This window comes from uncultured Flavobacterium sp. (genome assembly GCF_963922255.1).
GTDB lineage: Bacteria > Bacteroidota > Bacteroidia > Flavobacteriales > Flavobacteriaceae > Flavobacterium.
On sequence record NZ_CAWUIC010000001.1, the window covers coordinates 160,423 to 178,921 of the forward strand.

Here is an 18,499-nt window from a genome sequence, read left to right on the forward strand (position 1 = left end):
GTTGGCTTTTTTTTAAAAATAGTATTGACTAAAAGTGAATTATATATTTCAATGAAATTTAGGTTTATCTTATAATTGGTAGATACCTTATTTAGTTTCTAACTTATATTTATACAAATTACCACCAACATTTTTAGTTTTTTCATCCGTAATATACAAAGTGTTATTGTCTTTAAAAGTAACACCTTCTCTTTGAGTGTAACTATTAAACTTAATTTCTTTAACTTTTCCATCTGTGAACTTATCAGTTGTGTAATTGGTAAAAATCCACATTTTTTTATTACTTATTAAAGCAAATTTGTCACCATCTGGACTTATAGCTGCATCAGTAATGGCACAAGAATTAAAACTATCGCACGTAACATATTTAGTAATAAGTTTTGCAGTCTGATTTCCCGCTTTATTTTCTACTTTGTATATATGCGATGTTCCGTCAAATCCTTTGCTTCTGTTTTTTGTAACTAAGTAAAAGTTGTCTTTGTAAATAACAAATGACTCGCAATCATACAGTAAAAAATGTTTTTTTGGAGGAAACTCTTCTTGATCTTCATAAGAAAAGTTTACAGTATATTCCACATTAATTTTGTCATTTTCCAAATCATCATTTGAAATTTTATAAATAGCTAAATTTTTACGATTATTGTTGTTGTTTCCAAAATCTCCTATGTATAAATTTCCATCATTGTCAGCTGTAATTGCTTCCCAATCATGATTTTTAACTGACATAATTTCAATAGACTTTAAAAGCTTACCTTCTAAATCAAGTTTGTGAATTTTTTCAGAATTTCCACTATCTTGAATAACCCAAATTGCATCATCTAAATAAACCATTCCTGAAACTTCTCTTAAGGATTCTGGTAGTTTAAAAGTTTCAATTTCACTGACATTTTTCACTTCATCTTTACAAGAATTAAATAATAGAATAAATAATAAATAGCTTAATATCATGATGTGTTTTTTCATAGGTTTTGATAATGATGTTATATTGTAAATTTACAAATCATTTTACTAAAACTAAAAGATTAGATTAGAATATAATGTTAAAAAGCATACTTTGTATAATAAGGCATGCTTTTTATGAGAACAAATTAATCATAGTTTAATTTTTATTTTTCAATTTTCTAATTTTTTTCCAAACTTTTAATCGATATTTTGCTTTGTTGCTAAAATATTTTTCTTCGGCTTCTCCTAAAACAAATCCAATAGCTTTAAATTTTACAGAATTATCAAATATAACTTTTAAAGAAGCAGTAATGGGCAGAGCTAAAATCATTCCAGGAATTCCCCATAACATTGAAAATAAAATAATTACTAATATAGAAACAAATGAATTTAAAGAAACTTTTGAACCTGTTATCTTAGGTGTAATAAAATTTCCTTCAATAAATTGAATGAATCCAAAAATAGCAATAACACCAAAAGGATACCAATACGAATCTTTTGTAGCTAACGCAATCAATGCTGGTAAAACAGATCCAATAATGATTCCTATGTATGGAACCAATAATAATAAAGCACATAAAAAACCAAAGAAAAAAGGATAGTCTATTCCTAAAGCTAATAAACCAATACTGTTTAATACTCCAACAATAAACATTACGCTAACTAAACCAACTAAATAATTCTGTTGTACTTTATAAAGTTGATCTAAAATCAAACGCATTTTTTTCTTGTCACTAACTTTTGCAGTGGCTTTATATAGAAAACTAATTAAAAAACTTCTATACAATAAAAAAAAGAACATGTAAAGTGGAGTTAATACAAAATCACTTAATATAGCTCCTGACCTTGTTAGAAAGTCAACAATTTTATTAGAATTTTGTTTTACCATTTCTTTTACTTCGAGTTTTTCACTACCAACAATGTCCTTGCTTTCAATTCCAGTAGAATCTTCAGTTTCTTTAATTAGGATATTAGTTTTCTCCATTATTTTATCATAATAGGTACTACTTTCGTCCATAATATCTTGAAATTGAATAGCAATTAAAACAATTATGGCAGAAATAACAGTAGTGAAAACTAAGATGGCAATTGTTATGGAAAATATTCTATTAAAACATAATCTAGTTTCAAAAAAACGCACAATTGGATATACCAAAACACTTAATAGAATGGCAAAGAAAATTGGAATTAAAAAGTCTTGTAGCACATATGCCATGAAAACAATTAAGACAAATGCTAATAAGTCTTGAACTACATGTGTTTTATTATTCAATATATTCATGGGTTTTGGTTTTAAAAAGAACTGTCTATAAAGATATTAATAACCTAATAAGATACCAATATATTTATAGACAGTTCAAAGAATTTTATTTAGAAAAAACTATAATTCAGCAATCATTTTTTTTACTTCATCTTTAGTTTTTCCAACTTTTTGTTGAATTCTTCCATAAAATTCATCTTCTTTTCCTTCTTCAAAAAGAAGATCATCATCTGTTAAATCAGCAAATTTTTGCTTCATTTTTCCTTTAAACTCGTTCCAGTTTCCTTTGATTTCTGTTGTGTTCATAACGTTTTATATTTGAATTAATAATTATTTTTATTTATTTTCTGAATCAACTTCAAAATTAATTTTTCGTAAATTCATTCCGTAGGTGTAATTTGTGCTTAATATCACATCATTACAGTCAAAATGTTTGATAATTCCACTTTCTTGCATTGCTACAACCCAACATGTATTTTGGTGCATTCCATAATCAATTATAAATAAAGTTTGACCAACTCATAAAGGAGTATTTACAAGAATGGTAGGGTTAAGTTGAAGTATCATTTTTACATTTTTTTAAATTAACTTTGATATCTTCTTAGAATCCAAGCTTGGGCTTCATGTTTTAGTATGATACCAGTCAAAAAATCGGCTGTGCCAAAATCATCAGTTTCTTCTGTTTCTTTAATAAAATCTCTAATTTGACTTATTAATTTTTGATAGTCAGCTAATAATTCTTTAACCATAGCATCTTTATCTTCATATTTTGTACTTTCTTTCAAAACTGAATTATCATTAAATTCTTTCATTGTTCCAATAGCTTTTTCACCTAATTTACCAATTCGTTCAGCTACTTCATCAATAATTAATTCTAATTCATTGTATTGATTTTCAAAAAGTTTATGCATTTCCATAAAGCTATTCCCGGCTACATTCCAATGAAATTTTCTAGTTTTTACATATAAAACCATTTCACTTGCTAAAACTGTGGTCAAGTTTTTTATGTTAGACTTCATATCTTTTTGAGGTATTCCTAATTTAGTATCCATTTTATTTTTTTTTAGTTGTTTAAATTGTTCTCTTACAAAGGTATTGAGTCAAGCTTATAATCTTCTTACACAATTTTTTAGGATAGTTATAAAATTTTAATCAATTATGAATTTAACATTGCGAATTGCTTAAAAGAGACCTTAATCATAACTATTTTTTCCCAATCAATTAAATCAATAATAGATAAGTTGCTAGGAAAAACAATGTTTTTTAGTTCTATGATAAATGATAATAAAAACATCTCAAAGTAATTTACCTGTTTTGCATTTACGAGTAAGTCATTCGTAAAAGTAGAAACCATTAAATTGAATCCACCCATTGCTATTTTCTGAAATATCGTTATCGCATTCATAATCTTATTATTTATTTTACAAATCTATTACAAGATGTATTTAAAGCATTTACAGAATTTTGATAGATATTTATAGAATATATATTTTAAATGATTAAACTTTGTAAATTTGCCCAACAACATAACTTTTCATGACTACAAAACAACTTTTAGAACAAATTCAAGCAAAAAAATCATTTCTATGCATAGGTTTAGATGTTGATTTAAATAAAATACCTAAACATCTTTTAAATACAGAAGATCCTATTTTCGAATTCAATAAAGCCATCATTGATGCTACTCACGATTTGTGTGTTTCCTATAAACCAAATACAGCTTTTTACGAAGCTTACGGAATAAAAGGTTGGCAATCCCTTCAAAAAACAATCAATTATATCAACGAAAAATATCCTGAAATTTTCACAATTGCTGATGCAAAACGTGGAGATATTGGAAACACTTCATCTATGTATGCCAAAGCTTTCTTTGAAGATTTGAATTTTGATTCAGTAACAGTTGCTCCATATATGGGAAAAGATTCAGTAGAACCTTTTTTAGCTTTTGAAAACAAGCATACGATTATGTTGGCTTTGACTTCCAATGAAGGAGCTTTTGATTTTCAAACTAAAAATGTAGAAGGAAAAGAATTATACAAAATGGTTTTAGAAACTTCAAAAAGTTGGAAAAATTCTGAAAACTTAATGTATGTTGTGGGAGCAACCAAAGCCGAATATTTTACAGAAATCAGAAAAATTGTTCCAAATAGTTTTCTTCTAGTTCCAGGAGTTGGAGCTCAAGGTGGAAGCTTGTCAGAAGTTTGCAAATATGGAATGAATGATTCTGTTGGATTATTAATAAATTCATCTCGTGGAGTTATTTATGCTTCGAATCAAGAAGATTTTGCACAAAAGGCTAGGGAAGAAGCTCTGAAATTACAACAAGTAATGGAATTGATTTTAAATAATAAATGAATTTCTATTAAGGATAATAAATGATTCAATTCAAAGACCAAATAGGAAATCTACATTCATTTGAAGTAACACCAAAACGCATCGTTTCAATAGTTCCTTCTCAAACAGAATTATTGTATGATTTAGGTTTAGAAGATGCAGTTGTTGGTATTACAAAATTCTGTGTGTATCCTGTTCATTTTAAAGCTACAAAAAAAATAGTTGGTGGTACAAAAAACATCAACTATGAAAAAGTAAAAGAATTACAGCCTGATGTAATAATTGCCAATAAAGAAGAAAATACCAAAGAAATTGTGGAAGAATTAAGTAAAATTTGTCCAGTAATTGTAACAGATAATTATACGATTGAAGACAATTTACAAATGATTCTTGATTTTGGAAAACTGTTTAACAGAAGAACAGAAGCTCAAAAATGGTTTGATAAAATTAATTTTGCCTATCATGATTTTCAAAACTTTATCAAAGATAAACCCTCAAAAAAAGCAGCTTATTTTATTTGGAAAAATCCTCACATGGTTGCCGGAAAAAATACTTTTATCAATACCTTATTAGAACTTAATCATTTTGAAAACATCTATAAAGAAAAAGGAAGATATCCAGAAGTTGAACTAAAAAAGATACGTTTAGAAGGTGATCCAGATGTAGTGTTTTTATCTTCAGAACCTTATCCTTTTAAAGATGAAGATGCTTTTGAAATTGGTCGATTTACACATCACGCTAAAACTGTTTTTGTAGATGGTGAAATGTTTTCTTGGTATGGAACACGATTGTTAAAGGCTTTTGACTATTTTAAATTACTTCAAAATAAAATATAAAAAAAATGTTGCACAATTAAGTACAACACTCTTTTTACTAACTAACTCAACCAAACCTTTTTTGTGATCTTTAACGGTACAAATGTCGTTAAATTTTTTTTGGCTAATGTTAACTATTTGTTATATATATGTTATTGATTATTAAAATTTTATATTTTTTTTAATCTTGTAAAGCAAATACTTTTTTCAATAAATCTGATGTTCTTGAACTAAGGTTTGTTCTGATGTTTTGTTCTTCAACAGCAATCATTTTAAAAACTCCTTCCATAGCTTTGTTTGTAGTGTAGTCAGTTAAATCTGGATTTACTTTAGTAACAAAAGGAATACTGTTATATTTTGTAATGATATTTGTCCAAACTTTATCAGCTCCAACTTTCGAAAACGAATTTTTAATCACAGGATTGAATTTAGCATATAAAGCATTAGAAGTTGATGTTTCTAAATAAGTTGTGGCAGCTACATTATTGCCCATTAAAATATTTTTCGCATCCGTGAATGTCATATTTTTTACTGCATCAACAAAAATGGGAGTAGCCTCTTTTACAGCATCTTCAGCAGCTCTGTTTAAAACTTTTAAACCTTCATCAGCTAAGCTAGATAAACCGATTTGTCTCAACTTAGTATCAACTGTTTTCAGTTCATCAGGTAAAAGAATTTTAACCGCTTCATTTTTAAAAAAACCATCCGTTGCGGTCAATTTTGTAACTTGTTTGTCAATTCCATTGTCTAAAGCTTCTTTTAAACCATTTGCAATATCTAATTGATTTAATCCAACGGTTCCTTGTGGAAGTTGATCAACAACTTGTTGTAATTCTGCACAGCCAGTTGTTGTTAAGAATAATGTTGAAAGTAAAATGACTTTAATCTTTTGTAAAGGCTTTAAATTTGGTATGTTTGTTGTATTCATAATTGAAAATTTGATAATGAAAAATTTATATTTTATTGTTTTACTCTTTTTTCTTCAAAATATATCAGCTCAATCAGTTCTTGTAGCTGACGTAATAGAGGAAAACAAAATTACTGGATTTTCTGAACAAAAGCTAATAATAATCGACTTTTGGGCTACTTGGTGTGCACCTTGTGTTTCAGCAACGAAACAATTAGAAATCCTTCAAAAACAAAACAAAGAAAAGGTGTTTGTACTATCAATGTCTGACGAACATTCTTCAAAAATTAAAAAATATTTAGACAAAAGACCTATTGACTTAATGGTAACCTCTGATTATGATAAATACACTTTTTCCAAGTATGAAGTAACTTCTCGTCCTTACGCTATACTTTTGGATTTAAATGGGGAATTATTATGGAAAGGTCATCCTTCAGATTTGACACAAAAAAAGTTGGATCAATTTTATGATGAACAACCCAAAAATTTAATTAAGAAAGATTTGTTTTCTATAATAGAACTAAAAGCAGAAGATGCCCAAGTTGAAGAAAAATTATCAGATGTAAATAAAATCCTTATTGAAAAAATAGATGATGATTTTGAGGAAATTACAAGTACAAATGATGAAGTAAATTATGCAGGAAGTTTGTCTAATTTGTTTTTTGTCTTATCAAATAAATATCCTTTTGAATTACAATTTGATGAAAAGGCTGATGAACGTTTAAAATTGACCTGCTCAAAACAAATGTGGGAATTAAACAAGCAAAAAATTATTGATGAAGTAATGTCAAATTTTGATTTACATATAACCGAATTTACAGAAGAAATAAATGCTACAGAATTAATAATTAAAAATGATAATCTGCTATGGGATGCTAACCAATTCGACTGGGAGGGAAGTCCTTCTAACTATATAGTAGGAACTGATAGAATTCAAGCTGATAATATATCTTTGTTTGCTATATGCAGTTTGTTGAGTAAAGTAAAAGATGTTAATTATATTTACAATGGGCAGAATACTTCACTTTACGATTGGGATTTACAATTTTTATATGATGATTTAATGCAAGAAGAATTAGAAAATTCTTTTGGAATAACTTTAAAACCAATAACATACAACGCTAATATTACAAAGATTTCTAAGAAATAAATTATTCAAGATAAAAAGTCTTAAAATGAGAATTCAATCTTTCATTTCAGGACTTTTTAGTTTTAGACTACTAAAAAGACAAACTTCTATTGAATTTCTATACTTGTTTTAAAGTTTAATTTTTTTTTTAAATATCTTATAAATAAAAAGAGGAGTAACATTGTTACTCCTCTTTTGGTATAATCATAATTTAGGTTTTACTATTATTGTAAAATTCTAAATTCAGTTCTACGGTTTGCTTGATGTTGATCATCAGAACAACTAACTCCATTAGAACATTTGTTTTTTAATCTAGTTTCACCATAACCTTTAGCTACTAATCTGTCTCTAGAGATTCCTTTGCTAACTAGATAGTTAACCACAGATTGAGCTCTTTGTTGAGATAAAGACATGTTGTAAGCATCATTTCCTCTAGAGTCAGTATGAGACATAATCTCTACTCTTAAGTTTGGCTTTTCATTCATTAATTTTAATAAATTCTCATCAATATCTTTTGTAGATGTTGGTGTTAATTTAGCACTGTTATATTCATATAAAATATTTAATAGATTATTAGTTCCAACTAAAGAACAATCAACTTCTTCCCATACAGTAATTCCACCTTTTTTAACTAATTCTACTTTTGTTACAGTTTTAGTAACTGCAGGAACTATCACTTCTGTTGTACTAGCTGGTCTGTCAACAACTTGTCTTTTAATCGTTGCATATTCAGCAGGAATTTCAACTACTGAACTACTTGCAGGTGTTGCAATAACTTGTCTTTTAACCATTGCATATTCAGCAGGAATTTCAATTTCTTGCATTCTTGCTGGAACATCAACAACTTGTCTTTTAACCATTGCGTATTCAGCAGGAATTTCAATTTCCTCAACTCTTGCAGGAGTTACAACTACTTGTTTTTTTACGACTGCATATTGAGCAGGAACTTCAACTTCTTCATATCTTGCAGGTGTAGCAATAACTTGTCTTTTAACCATACTGTAAACAGCAGGAACTTCAGTAGTATTTACTTTAGCTGCATTACTAATGATTTGTTTTTTGTAAGTTGCTGTAGTTTCACAGTAAGCCTTTCCTTTAGGATCATTACAATCAATTGTTCTTGTAGTGGCATCACTATCTAATTTTGTAAAAGGTACAGTTTCTGTTTCCTCTGGAGTTTCAACGAAACACATAGTCATACAGTCCTCTTTATTAACAGAAGGACAATCCGCTAAAATTGTATATTCCCATTTTCCTGATTTTTCTTTTGTTACAAAAGTTTTTGAATCTTTTGAAAAAGTTGCTGGTATAATTTCTAATGTACTTGAAGCTTCTTTAGAAACGTAAGAAACATTTTCTGTAGTATATGATTGAGGAACAGAGGTCATTACTTTCATAGCTTCTTTAGCCATAATTTTTTCTTCCTCAGTTTTATAAGTTGCAGGAACAAAAACTAATTTTTTAGTAGCTTCTTTAGAAACAATTTTTTCTTCAACTGTTTTATAAACAGCAGGAATTGTAACTAATTTCTTCGAAGCTTCTTTAACTAACATTTTTTCTTCAATTGTTTTGAAGCTTGTAGGAATTTCAACCATTTTCTTTGTCGCTTCTTTAACTAACATTTTTTCCTCAACTGTTTTGTAAGTAGCAGCTGTAGTAATAGTTTTTGAACCAGCTTCTTTAATTAAAACTTTTTCTTCAATTGTTTTGTAAGTTGCAGGAACTACCGTCAGTTTTTTGTAAGAAGGAGAAACTTGTATGGTTTCAGTTACTTCTCTAAATTCATCTTTAGTGATACATTTAATGTAACACTTTCCTGGAGTTGGATTTACAGGAAGCTCCTGTGCATAAACTCCAAATGACAATAACGTTATTAACGTTGTAATCAATGTAATTTTTTTCATTTGTTTTGTTATTATTTTTCTCAAACTTAGTTTTTAATAAAATTTTAACAAAATATAAAACTTTAGAGATGAATATTTTAGATGAAATGAATTTTTATTCGTTAAAATGCATAATTATCTTTATTCCAATTGGTATTATATAAATTATTTAATTCGTAAATTGCACCTTCAAAAAATGATAATTATCTAAAATGGAACCACAAGTACCTTATACACCTATAAATAAAGTAAGAATTGTTACTGCAGCCTCACTTTTTGACGGTCATGATGCAGCAATCAATATAATGAGAAGAATCATCCAATCTACGGGTTGTGAGGTGATTCATTTAGGTCATGATAGAAGTGTAGATGAAGTTGTAAACACAGCAATTCAAGAAGATGCAAATGCAATTGCCATGACATCTTATCAAGGTGGTCATACAGAGTATTTAAAATACATGTATGATTTACTTAAAGAAAAAGGTGCTGGTCATATCAAAATTTTTGCTGGTGGTGGTGGAGTTATTCTTCCAACAGAAATTGAAGAATTACATACTTATGGTATAGAAAAAATATATTCTCCAGACGATGGTCGTGCCATGGGATTACAAGGAATGATTAACGATTTAGTAAAGCGTTCTGATTTTCCAATTGGTGATAAATTAAATTGTGAAATTAATCATTTAGAAGAAAAAGTGCCAACTGCAATTGCTCGCGTAATTTCTGCAGCTGAAAATTTTCCTGAAATTGCAAAGGAAACTATGGATGCTATTCACAAAAAGAATGAAACTTCAAAAACTCCAGTTTTAGGAATTACAGGAACTGGTGGAGCAGGAAAATCTTCTTTAGTAGACGAATTGGTTAGAAGATTTTTAATTGATTTTCCTGAAAAAACAATCGGATTAATTTCTGTTGATCCATCAAAACGTAAAACTGGTGGTGCATTATTAGGAGATAGAATTCGTATGAATGCAATTAACAATCCTAGAGTTTATATGCGTTCCTTGGCAACTCGTCAATCGAATTTGGCGTTGTCTAAATATGTAAATGAAGCGATTCAAGTATTAAAAGCAGCAAAATATGATTTAATTATTCTAGAAACTTCTGGAATTGGACAATCGGATACAGAAATTATGGATCATTCAGATGTTTCTTTATATGTAATGACACCAGAATTTGGAGCTGCAACGCAATTGGAAAAAATCGACATGTTGGATTTTGCTGATTTAGTAGCTTTAAATAAATTCGACAAACGTGGAGCTTTAGATGCTATTCGTGATGTGAAAAAACAATACCAACGCAATCATAATCTTTGGGATGCAAATCCAGATGATATGCCAGTTTTTGGTACAATTGCTTCTCAATTCAACGATCCTGGAATGAACACATTATATAAATCTATCATGGATAAAATGGTAGAAAAAACAGGTGTTGATTTAAAATCTACTTTCCAAATTACACGTGAAATGAGTGAGAAAATTTTCGTAATTCCTCCACACAGAACTCGTTATTTGTCTGAAATAGCAGAAAACAATAGAAAATATGATGAGATTGCTTTAACACAAGTTGAAGTAGCTCAAAAATTATATGGAATTTTCAAAACGATTGAATCCGTAAACGGAAATCTTCCAAAAATTGATAAAACCGGAATCGTAGCAGATTCATTAAATAGAACAGAGGAAAATAAAGTGTTTTTAGAATTGTTATTGCAACAATTTGATAAAATTAAAATGGACTTGGATGCCTACAATTGGGAAGTAATTCTTACTTGGGACGAAAAAGTTCAGAAATACAAAAACGAATTTTATACGTTTAAAGTTCGTGATAAAGAAATCAAAATTGCAACGCATACTGAATCGCTATCGCATTCTCAAATTCCAAAAGTTTCGTTACCAAAATATAAAGCTTGGGGCGATATTTTAAAATGGAATTTACAAGAAAACGTACCTGGAGAATTTCCATTTGCATCTGGATTATATCCTTTCAAACGTGAAGGTGAAGATCCAAGTAGGATGTTTGCTGGTGAAGGTGGACCAGAAAGAACTAATAAGCGTTTTCATTATGTAAGTGCAGGAATGCCTGCAAAACGTTTGTCAACCGCTTTTGATAGTGTAACATTATATGGAAACGATCCTGATTTACGTCCAGATATTTATGGAAAAATCGGAAATGCTGGAGTTTCTATATGTTGTTTAGATGATGCTAAAAAATTGTATTCAGGTTTCGATTTGAGTCATGCTTTAACATCAGTTTCTATGACAATTAATGGACCAGCACCTATGTTGTTAGGATTCTTTATGAATGCTGCCATCGATCAAAACTGTGAAAAATACATCAAAGAAAATGGTTTGGTGGATGAAGTAGAAGCTAAAATTGTTGAAATCTACAAGAAAAAAGGAACCAAAAGACCAAAATATCAAGGAAAATTACCTGAAGGAAATAATGGTTTAGGTTTAATGTTGTTAGGTGTCACAGGTGATCAAGTTTTGCCAATGGATGTTTACAACGACATAAAAGTTAAAACATTGTCGCAAGTTCGTGGAACAGTTCAAGCGGATATTTTGAAAGAAGATCAAGCACAAAACACGTGTATTTTCTCTACAGAATTTGCTTTACGTTTAATGGGTGATGTACAAGAATATTTCATCAAGCAAAATGTTCGAAATTTTTATTCGGTTTCGATTTCAGGGTATCATATTGCTGAAGCTGGAGCGAATCCTATTACGCAATTGGCTTTCACGCTTTCTAATGGTTTCACTTATGTGGAATATTATTTAAGTCGTGGCATGAATATTAATGATTTTGGACCTAATTTATCATTTTTCTTCTCTAACGGAATTGATCCAGAATATGCTGTGATTGGTCGAGTAGCTAGAAAAATTTGGGCAAAAGCCTTGAAAAATAAATATGGTGCTAACGAAAGAGCACAAATGTTGAAATACCACATTCAAACTTCTGGACGTTCATTGCATGCTCAAGAAATTGATTTTAATGATATTCGTACAACTTTACAAGCTTTATATGCGATTTACGATAACTGTAATTCATTGCATACCAATGCTTACGACGAAGCGATTACAACCCCTACAGAAGAATCAGTGCGAAGAGCCATGGCAATTCAGTTGATTATTAATAAAGAATTAGGTTTAGCGAAAAACGAAAATCCAATTCAAGGTTCGTTCATTATTGAAGAATTAACGGATTTAGTGGAAGAAGCAGTTTTAGCTGAATTTGACAGAATTACTGAAAGAGGAGGAGTTTTAGGAGCTATGGAAACGATGTACCAAAGAAGTAAAATCCAAGAAGAATCCATGTATTATGAAATGTTGAAACACACAGGAGAATTCCCAATTATTGGTGTAAATACATTCTTAAGTTCAAAAGGTTCTCCAACGGTTATTCCAGCTGAGGTTATTCGTGCAACAGAAGAAGAAAAACAATATCAAATTGATATGTTGAATCAATTGCATACAACTTATGAAGATAGAGTAGAGGAGCAAATTCAAATTCTTCAAGAAGCAGCTATTAAAAACGAAAACATGTTCGAAAAATTAATGGATGCCACTAAAGTTTGTTCTCTAGGTCAAATAACTAATGCTTTGTTTGAAGTTGGTGGTCAGTATAGAAGGAATATGTAATTTTTTTTAAGTACAAATAAAAAAGGTCAAACAAATTTTGTTTGACCTTTTTACTTTTATAAAATAGTACTATAAAGCTGGTTCGTGTTTACCTTCTTTGATTTCCTCAATCATTTTTTTATTGAAAGCTGGTAAATCGTCTGGATTTCTACTAGTCACTAATCCCTTGTCTACAACAACTTCTTTGTCGTGCCATTCTGCTCCAGCATTGATTAAATCTACTTTTATAGATGGGTAAGATGTCATTTTTCTTCCTTCAACGACCTTAGCACTAATTAAGGTTTGTGGTCCGTGACAAATTGCCGCTACTGGTTTTCCTACTTCAAAAAAAGCTCTTACAAATTTTAAGGCATCATCATTAGTTCTTAAACTATCAGGATTAATTACTCCACCTGGTAATAATAAGGCATTATAATCTGAAGGATTTGCATCTGCTAGATTTTTATCAACGTCATATGACTTTCCCCAATCAGTAGATGCCCAAGCTTTAATACTTCCAGATTTTGGACTTATAATTTCTGCTTCCCAGCCTTCTTTTTCTAAAGCTTCTTTAGGTGATGTTAATTCAATTTCTTCAAATCCATTGGTAGCTAATATTGCTATTTTCTTTTTCATAATTAAAATTTAAGTTAGTATTAATTTTTATTGTAACAAATCTAAGAAAATGTTGATTTGTACTATTTATATCATTTTTAATGATTGTTATATTATATCAATAAAAGAATAGCCTTTCAGCATAATTTGAAAGGCTATTTTTAGGAATATTTTTTTATTTTTTATTCAAAGAATAAATTCCTCCACCAAAAAGAACTACAGCTAATCCTATATAAAGAAAACCTTGTTCTTTTCCTGATTCATTTGAAGCATCTATTTCTAAACCTAGTACTTCAACTTCTTTACTATTATTAGAGACTTTGTTAATTCCTAAATAACCAATATATAATGCTCCAATAATTAAAACAGCTCCAAGTATTTTTCCGATTTTCATAATGTAAATTTTTAAAGTTATTTTGTAAAATTACTTTAAACCTAATATTGAAGTGTTATAAGGTCTTTATTGTTTTTTATAGAATTCCCATACATAGAAAAAAAGGCCTTTCTTTCGAAAGACCTTTTAGGTTAATCAGAATTAATAACAACTTACTTAATAATGACCTTTTCAACGAAACCTTCTTTAGTTTTAAGAAGATAAATTCCTTTTGGGTAATTCATTTCTAAACTTACTGTATTTTCTTGTTCCGTGATTTTTCTTCCTGAAATATCAAAAAGACTTACTGAAACTTCTCTGTTAAAATAAACCATTCCATCTTTTACTGGATTTGGATAAACCACAAATGCATTAGTCGCTGCAGTGAAATTATCGTTCGCTAAAACATCATTTGTAATTTCATAAATGCTTAGTGTAGCACTAACTTCATTAGCCATAACTACTAAACCTTTTCCTAATGAATTATCAGCAGGAGCAATGTAAATAATTCCTTCTGGAGCTAAATCTCCACCAACAGTTGGTATAGTTCTGTTGTTTTTATAAGAAACAAATGTTGGAGCTGAAGGGTTTGTAATATCATAAGTCATTAAACCACCAGTTCTTTCTAAAGTAATGAATGCATACACAGCACCGTTTATTTCTGCTAAAGTAATTCCTTCTGGTTCTGGACCTTTGTTGTCACTTCTGTTTTTTAAATTATTATTATTGTTACTCGCGTTGAATAATACTCCAAATGTTGGATCATTAGCCGTAATTTTCTCAAAATCATCACCACTATCATAAACTATTTGTCCTGTTGTAGCATTCCAAATACTGAATGAGCGTGCTCCAAAAACATGAATTTCATCAAAATCACCATCGTTATCTGTATCTCCAGTTGCATTAGTTACTGTTAATCGTCCTAAATTTGAATTCTTTTTAAGAAAGTCTGGATTTGGAAAAATAGTTGGATCTAAAGTATAAGCACTACTTCCTACACGAACTTCTTCAGCTAAACCATTATAATCTCTTGCATCACCTTCATTGGCTGTAACTAAATAAGTTGTTCCATTTGCAGTATATTGAGCCATTGCATCTGGCATATACATTCCTTTGATAGGCCAATTGCTCATAAAAATTTCTCCAAATTGATCTGAAGCATCTAAAGTGTTTCCAGCAACATTATGGTCTTTTAATCCTAATGGTGTGATAGCTGTAATTTGGTTAGTAACTAAATTAATAGTTGCTATTGCATTATTTTCTTGTAAAGTTACCCATGCAGTCAAACCATCATCAGCGACTACAATATATTCTGGTTCAAGATCTTTAGAAACGGTTGCATTTACTCCGAAAATACGAACACCATTTGCTCTTAAAGTAGCTAATTGAGAATCAAAAGCATTAAAATTCAGATTAGTAACATCTGATTGTTGTACATTGTTAAATCCTCCAGATACATTAATAATAGAAATACTTCCTTCTGGATCAATTGTGTAATCATCATTTGGTTGCCCTTCGTTTGCTGTTAAAAATTTCGTTCCATCTGGTGTAAAAGTTATCATATCTGGCAAAACTCCAGCTTCAACTACTGAACCAATAGTTCCATTAGCATCCATAAAAACGACTTTACCATTTGTAAAATTAGCTCCTTCAACTGTGGCTGCAAGAATTCCATTTTTAAAGGCTATACTTGTTCCTCCAATTCCATAAGATGATAAATCAACGGACATGATTGGTGTAATAGCTGATGGATTTGCAAAATTTAAAATTTCAACTTTTGAAGCTGTTGAATTCATTACAAATAACCTTTGTGTCGTTGGATCATGAGCTACAATTTCAGAAGAACCTGTTGGGTCAACAACATAATTTGTTAAATAATTGATGTTTAGAGCATTCGAAGCTACAGGAAAATCAGTTTCATCATCTAAAATATAAACTGTATTTTGTGTAATTCCTACAAGATTTGCTCCTGAAGCATTAGAAAGTTCCACGGTAAAGTAGGAATCTCCGTTTGCTATTGTATTATTGTTTAAAGTAACAGTTATAGTTTGTGAAGTTGAACCTATTGGAAAAGTAACTGTTTGGTCTGTATAAGTGTATTCTGTTCCGTTAGTTGCAGTTGCATTTGTTACCATAACATTGGCTTGAACAGTTACAATAGAAGTAGAAGCATTAGAAAGATTGATTGTTAGTGTAGCTGTGGTTGCATTTTCATTAACAATTGTTGTTTCTGTAGCAAAAGCAATGTTTGAAGCTACTATTGGATTGAAAGTTCCAGGTGAAGCAAAAACATCTAAACCAATTGATTGTCCTACTAAATATGTAGCTGGAGCCCAATTTGTTCCATCATTTAAATTACCGTTTGGATTTAATAATTCTAAAGAAGGTCCGTTTCCATCAGGAGATAATGGCCATGGAGTTGCATCATCATATTCAACTTTACTAATTACATTTCCTTCAGAATTTAATATTTGAAGTAACTCACCACCATTTCCTAGAGCATTGCTAATTCCTTGAGGCATATCAATAAAAGAAACTCCATAAAAAGCATCAGCACTTGCTTTATCAGTTGCTAATAAAACAACTGAATTTGCAGCTAATGTTAATTCGTCAAATTCAAAAATGAAATTAGCTTCGTCTTTAACTTTAATTCCTCCTAAAGCAATTGAAGCCGAAGAATTATTGTAGATTTCTAAAAACTCCAATTGGTTAGAATTAGCCGATGGAGCATTGTACATAATTTCAGAAATAATCAATCCAGACGTTAACGCATTGTAAAATAAGTTTGGACTCACATAAGCTGGAGATAAAACATTATTTGCTGTATCTTGAACGTTACTAACTGTTAATTGGTAAGCACTTCCTATAGTAAATCCTGTATGTGTAAGTGTTACAGAATTTAAAGTAGCGTTGTAAACAGCACTCGAAATAGTTAAACTTGGTGCAAAAACATAATTTGAAATTAATTCAGCTGTAGTTTGATTTAAGCTTTCAGAGAAAATAATTTCAACTGTGTTTTGAGTCAATACGTTTACAATAGCAACTGTTGGTGCTGATGTGTCGTTAGCAGAAATTACAAATGAAGTTGCATTAAAAGGTAAATCTGGAGTTGTACTGTTGTTATGATCATCAGCTGCTGTGTCTTCAACTTGCCAATTTGATGGATTATTTAATTGCGATATATATCCGTTAGCATCTAAACCTGTTCTAACACTATTATAATTAGCAATATCTGTTCCTTCTGGTAAAAGAATTGCTGTTGAACCTAATGTTAATCCAGAGTTTGTTAAATCTCCAAAACCTGTAGATGAATTTGAAATTGCAGCTAACATAGTAGTTACTGTTCTTGGAGGTGTACCTAAAAAAGCAAACATAGCATCGCTGGATGAAGAAATTCCTCCAGCATTGTTCACAGAAATAGTTCCAACAGAAGGAGTAATTGTAGCACTCACATTATTGATTGAAATCACAGTTCCTGCAGGAATAAGCGTTGAACCTGCAGACCAAGTAAAATCTCCTTCGTCAGTTCCAAAACTTGTTCCATTCCATTCAGAATCACAAAAAATAATTGTTGAATTTGCCGGAATGTCTTTAAAAGTTACAAATGCAATGTCATCATCGCCATCTGCATTAAAACCTACAAAAGCAATATCTCCAGCTGAAGATAATTGTGCTTTTACCAAGTAGGTAATTAAACATAATAGTAAAGTAAATTTAATTTTCATAAGATAAGTTTTTTGTTGTTTGTGCAAACTTACCTTATAAATGAGGTTAATTTAGTTACCTCAAAATCATCAATTTATTTTTAAAACATTATCAAAATGTATCTTAAAAATTAAGAAGTAAAGGAATTGTAAAATTGAGATTAACTCTCTTTTTCATTATTGTATTTTCGAACAATTGCTTTCAGTTTTTCAGCTCGAGCTGCTTTTTTTGCTTTTGCTTTGTCTTGTTCTTTGTGTAATTTATCGTTATGCTTCTTAATGTTCTTTTCGTTATTCCTTCCCATAGTTATAAGTTTATCGTATTTTTTTTTATCTAATTTTAAATAACCAATATGTTTTTCATCTTCTGTACCAGTTTTAGTTTTTGTAATTTTCAATTGATATTTTGCTTTGAAATCTTCTGATAAAATATCATCAACTCTATAAATATCATCTACATCAATTCCGTACTTGTCATCAATATGTGAAGCTCCGGCTCCTTCAAATCCACAATGTTTAAAAAAAGTTGTTTTCTTACTATTTTTAATGGCAGCCGCTTTAGTTTTTGCAACAGTCAAGACTTTATAATGATATTCTTCAAATTCATTTTCTTTATAACCACCAAGATTGATAAAAAATAACTTTTCTTTATTTTCAATAAGTTCATTTCTATCAACAATTTCAATAGAATATCCATCAATATATGTTATTTTTTGCCAAGCATCTATATGAATTTTTCCATTAGCTTCTGGCCAAAAATCTTTCATATTTGGAATTAATTCAGCTAAGGAATTACCTATTCCAAAAAAAATATCATGTTGTTCTGTTAACCTACCTTTTGGTGTACAACCTAACATTACCATATATAAATGAATCTTTTTACTCATACTTCAAAAGTACAAATTTTTGTTAAATAAAA

16 protein-coding genes are annotated in these 18,499 nt (G+C 29.7%); 4 read left to right on the plus strand and 12 right to left on the minus strand.

What is annotated here, in order from left to right:
* Positions 1-87: 87 nt before the first annotated feature.
* From AABJ49_RS00720 to AABJ49_RS00745, 6 genes are all read right to left on the minus strand, one after another.
* Positions 88-963: a hypothetical protein gene (locus AABJ49_RS00720; protein ID WP_338375181.1), complete on the minus strand. Its 876-nt coding sequence runs from the start codon at positions 961-963 to the stop codon at positions 88-90.
* Between the two features lie 136 nt (positions 964-1,099).
* Entirely contained in the window at positions 1,100-2,224 is a 1,125-nt protein-coding gene (locus AABJ49_RS00725; protein ID WP_338375185.1) for an AI-2E family transporter, read from the minus strand.
* Positions 2,225-2,323: 99 nt separating this feature from the next.
* On the minus strand, positions 2,324-2,509 hold the full coding sequence (locus AABJ49_RS00730; protein ID WP_338375188.1) for a CsbD family protein: 186 nt from the start codon (positions 2,507-2,509) through the stop codon (positions 2,324-2,326).
* A 30-nt stretch (positions 2,510-2,539) separates the two neighbouring features.
* Positions 2,540-2,689 carry a hypothetical protein gene (locus AABJ49_RS00735; RefSeq protein WP_338375190.1) on the minus strand — a complete coding sequence of 50 codons (150 nt, stop codon included), beginning with the start codon at positions 2,687-2,689 and terminating at the stop codon, positions 2,540-2,542.
* Between the two features lie 98 nt (positions 2,690-2,787).
* A complete protein-coding gene (locus tag AABJ49_RS00740; protein WP_338375193.1) occupies positions 2,788-3,255 on the minus strand; it encodes a DNA starvation/stationary phase protection protein in 468 nt (155 codons plus the stop codon).
* 104 nt (positions 3,256-3,359) lie between these two features.
* Positions 3,360-3,608 carry a hypothetical protein gene (locus AABJ49_RS00745; RefSeq protein WP_338375195.1) on the minus strand — a complete coding sequence of 83 codons (249 nt, stop codon included), beginning with the start codon at positions 3,606-3,608 and terminating at the stop codon, positions 3,360-3,362.
* Positions 3,609-3,739: 131 nt separating this feature from the next.
* Here AABJ49_RS00745 and pyrF point away from each other — a divergent pair, with 131 nt between their 5' ends.
* A complete protein-coding gene (pyrF, locus tag AABJ49_RS00750) occupies positions 3,740-4,558 on the plus strand; it encodes an orotidine-5'-phosphate decarboxylase (protein WP_338375198.1) in 819 nt (272 codons plus the stop codon).
* 20 nt (positions 4,559-4,578) lie between these two features.
* Positions 4,579-5,373 carry a helical backbone metal receptor gene (locus tag AABJ49_RS00755; protein WP_338375201.1) on the plus strand — a complete coding sequence of 265 codons (795 nt, stop codon included), beginning with the start codon at positions 4,579-4,581 and terminating at the stop codon, positions 5,371-5,373.
* A 160-nt stretch (positions 5,374-5,533) separates the two neighbouring features.
* On the opposite strand, the gene AABJ49_RS00760 is transcribed toward AABJ49_RS00755, so the two are convergent.
* Entirely contained in the window at positions 5,534-6,280 is a 747-nt protein-coding gene (locus AABJ49_RS00760; protein ID WP_338375204.1) for a DUF4197 domain-containing protein, read from the minus strand.
* Between the two features lie 16 nt (positions 6,281-6,296).
* On the opposite strand from AABJ49_RS00760, the gene AABJ49_RS00765 reads away from it, so the two are divergent.
* A complete protein-coding gene (locus tag AABJ49_RS00765; RefSeq protein WP_338375207.1) occupies positions 6,297-7,409 on the plus strand; it encodes a TlpA disulfide reductase family protein in 1,113 nt (370 codons plus the stop codon).
* Between the two features lie 203 nt (positions 7,410-7,612).
* Here AABJ49_RS00765 and AABJ49_RS00770 read toward each other — a convergent pair whose 3' ends face one another.
* Positions 7,613-9,292 (minus strand): OmpA family protein, encoded by a 1,680-nt coding sequence (locus AABJ49_RS00770; RefSeq protein WP_338375210.1) that lies wholly within the window; start codon positions 9,290-9,292, stop codon positions 7,613-7,615.
* A 191-nt stretch (positions 9,293-9,483) separates the two neighbouring features.
* On the opposite strand from AABJ49_RS00770, the gene AABJ49_RS00775 reads away from it, so the two are divergent.
* Positions 9,484-12,909, plus strand: a complete 3,426-nt coding sequence (locus AABJ49_RS00775; protein WP_338375213.1) for a methylmalonyl-CoA mutase family protein — start codon at positions 9,484-9,486, stop codon at positions 12,907-12,909.
* A gap of 69 nt (positions 12,910-12,978) precedes the next feature.
* Here the strand turns inward: AABJ49_RS00775 and AABJ49_RS00780 are convergent, their stop codons facing one another.
* From AABJ49_RS00780 to AABJ49_RS00795, 4 genes are all read right to left on the minus strand, one after another.
* A complete protein-coding gene (locus tag AABJ49_RS00780) occupies positions 12,979-13,524 on the minus strand; it encodes a type 1 glutamine amidotransferase domain-containing protein (protein ID WP_338375215.1) in 546 nt (181 codons plus the stop codon).
* A gap of 154 nt (positions 13,525-13,678) precedes the next feature.
* Complete coding sequence (locus tag AABJ49_RS00785) at positions 13,679-13,897, minus strand: hypothetical protein (RefSeq protein ID WP_338375218.1); 219 nt, start codon at positions 13,895-13,897, stop codon at positions 13,679-13,681.
* Positions 13,898-14,049: 152 nt separating this feature from the next.
* Positions 14,050-17,601: a choice-of-anchor I family protein gene (locus AABJ49_RS00790; protein WP_338375221.1), complete on the minus strand. Its 3,552-nt coding sequence runs from the start codon at positions 17,599-17,601 to the stop codon at positions 14,050-14,052.
* Between the two features lie 140 nt (positions 17,602-17,741).
* The gene (locus tag AABJ49_RS00795; protein WP_338375223.1) at positions 17,742-18,467 is read right to left on the minus strand and encodes a DUF1543 domain-containing protein; all 726 of its coding nucleotides are present in this window, start codon (positions 18,465-18,467) and stop codon (positions 17,742-17,744) included.
* Between the last annotated feature and the right edge of the window lie 32 nt (positions 18,468-18,499).

Coding starts and splice junctions, on each gene's coding strand:
- AABJ49_RS00725 (WP_338375185.1), bottom strand. CDS start 2,224: ATGAATATATTGAATAATAAAACACATGTAGTTCAAGACTTATTAGCA.
- AABJ49_RS00785 (WP_338375218.1), bottom strand. CDS start 13,897: ATGAAAATCGGAAAAATACTTGGAGCTGTTTTAATTATTGGAGCATTA.
- AABJ49_RS00730 (WP_338375188.1), bottom strand. CDS start 2,509: ATGAACACAACAGAAATCAAAGGAAACTGGAACGAGTTTAAAGGAAAA.
- AABJ49_RS00740 (WP_338375193.1), bottom strand. CDS start 3,255: ATGGATACTAAATTAGGAATACCTCAAAAAGATATGAAGTCTAACATA.
- AABJ49_RS00755 (WP_338375201.1), top strand. CDS start 4,579: ATGATTCAATTCAAAGACCAAATAGGAAATCTACATTCATTTGAAGTA.
- AABJ49_RS00780 (WP_338375215.1), bottom strand. CDS start 13,524: ATGAAAAAGAAAATAGCAATATTAGCTACCAATGGATTTGAAGAAATT.
- AABJ49_RS00790 (WP_338375221.1), bottom strand. CDS start 17,601: ATGAAAATTAAATTTACTTTACTATTATGTTTAATTACCTACTTGGTA.
- AABJ49_RS00745 (WP_338375195.1), bottom strand. CDS start 3,608: ATGAATGCGATAACGATATTTCAGAAAATAGCAATGGGTGGATTCAAT.
- AABJ49_RS00795 (WP_338375223.1), bottom strand. CDS start 18,467: ATGAGTAAAAAGATTCATTTATATATGGTAATGTTAGGTTGTACACCA.
- AABJ49_RS00720 (WP_338375181.1), bottom strand. CDS start 963: ATGAAAAAACACATCATGATATTAAGCTATTTATTATTTATTCTATTA.
- AABJ49_RS00735 (WP_338375190.1), bottom strand. CDS start 2,689: ATGCACCAAAATACATGTTGGGTTGTAGCAATGCAAGAAAGTGGAATT.
- AABJ49_RS00770 (WP_338375210.1), bottom strand. CDS start 9,292: ATGAAAAAAATTACATTGATTACAACGTTAATAACGTTATTGTCATTT.
- pyrF (WP_338375198.1), top strand. CDS start 3,740: ATGACTACAAAACAACTTTTAGAACAAATTCAAGCAAAAAAATCATTT.
- AABJ49_RS00760 (WP_338375204.1), bottom strand. CDS start 6,280: ATGAATACAACAAACATACCAAATTTAAAGCCTTTACAAAAGATTAAA.
- AABJ49_RS00765 (WP_338375207.1), top strand. CDS start 6,297: ATGAAAAATTTATATTTTATTGTTTTACTCTTTTTTCTTCAAAATATA.
- AABJ49_RS00775 (WP_338375213.1), top strand. CDS start 9,484: ATGGAACCACAAGTACCTTATACACCTATAAATAAAGTAAGAATTGTT.